Annotated in this window: 1 protein-coding gene; it reads left to right on the top strand. The window is 48.7% G+C overall.

From position 1 onward, the window contains the following. The coding region (locus tag KDK19_RS18645) for a TcdA/TcdB catalytic glycosyltransferase domain-containing protein (protein WP_257292583.1) at positions 1 to 1,675 on the top strand (1,675 nt) is incomplete at both ends.

Here is a 1,675-nt window from a genome sequence, read left to right as displayed (position 1 = left end):
TCAGATCACCAGAAGATTGATCAATTTAAATTATCTGAGGTGACAGATTGGAAAGCCGCCCTGGATACAAAAACATCTTTAACCAAACAAAGATTTCGTTCCCCGCCATTGGCTTTTTATCGATACGGAGGTATATGGAAGCTTGCGGAAGGCTATGAAATACTGAATGGCGATGAAGCACTGCAGGAAAGCAAGATTGCAGTAGATTGGAGTCGAGGCTACCGAGCGTTGCTTGATACTCTTGAATTGTCTCTCGGGAAACGCTTTTCCTCTTCCAGCGAGGCAGTAGCTATCTGGGTGCACGAAAAAGATGTCACAAGCTATATAAAAACGGATCCGCAGAGCAAAAGCCAATACAGTCATCAACTGGTTCTCCAAATGGAGACTGGCGATGATAACCCTATCAGCAAGGCCAGCCGTTACCTGTTTCGCAAATATAAAAATCATCAACAAACTGATCAGTCAATTCGTTGGCTGGTCATTGACAACGATGATTGGTCAGATGGCGAGACCGGCGCCAAGGTCAACCATGCCGATATTGGCAAACTGCTGGACGATGATAGCCGAATTCATGTGGTAGGCCTGGGTGAATCCGAAAACGGGGAATTTACCCTGAGCGGGCAAAGTGCACCAGACCTGTCAACAAAAATCAATGAATTGATCGGTAATACCCCGGTTAAAACGGTTAACCTGATAGGCTCAGGTATCGATCACAACGGGCTTGTTAGCCAATACCTGAAAGACATCCTGAAAGCGACAAAAACCCGGACAGTGACCGCCCGTGACGGTCTGTTGAGAGTCGATATCTGGGGGCGTCTGTGGGTTGGCCTGCTCTCTGACACAGGGCTGGTGACATGGTCAGTCGCCGACAGCTCTGACCAGCTGAAAGCGCTTCGCATGAGTAACGGCGATACCACCGTCGAGCGCATGTCCGAAAAAGACAGGTTGACTGAAGGTGCCACCGGACTCCGTCAGCTGCCCGCTGTGTTGTCAGAGAACAGCGGGTTGCTGGGGCCCGTCAATCCCGATGATCTGGTGCCAACCCCGGAAATATTCGAGCGCAGTCTGAAGCCACATCTGCAGGGTGTGATAAGCTCGAATGACGTTGCCGCGCTGGAAAGGAAAATCGCTCAATTTGACCCACTTCGCCGTAAGGGAACCGCCCTTGAAAAATACTTCCTTGTCTATAGCATGCAGCAAAACCTGCCCGGAACTCTTACCGGAGGAAGATCCGTAGCCGCCCACCTGGCCGCCACAATAAACGAGTACCTGCACGATGCTCTGGTCGAGGTACCTAAAGAGCTTCATGCTGTCTGGATTGGCAGTCTCAACGACAATGTCAAAAGGTATATCAAGATCTGGGTTTCACAGGTTTCCGACTGGCCCCTGACCCTTTGGCATGATCCGCAAGCGATTTTAGCACTGTTTCTTGCCCGACAAGTATATAAGGCTGTTGCCGCTGAGAAAATACCCGAAACAATACAGACAAAAGAACGTAGCAAAAAAGAATTTTTGGCACGTTTACATCATCTACAAGATCTGGCCTATAACACTATAAAAAAAGGCATCGCCCGCGGCAAAACCTTCGACGACATGGCAAAGGTGTTTTTAGTCAACCATTTGGGTATGGATCAAAGCGAATTAGAGAAAATACAAGAAGAAAGCCTGAAGCAAT

The organism is Endozoicomonas sp. ONNA1 (genome assembly GCF_024606325.1).
Lineage (GTDB): Bacteria > Pseudomonadota > Gammaproteobacteria > Pseudomonadales > Endozoicomonadaceae > Endozoicomonas_A.
This window is presented reverse-complemented; position numbering and strand designations above follow the sequence as displayed.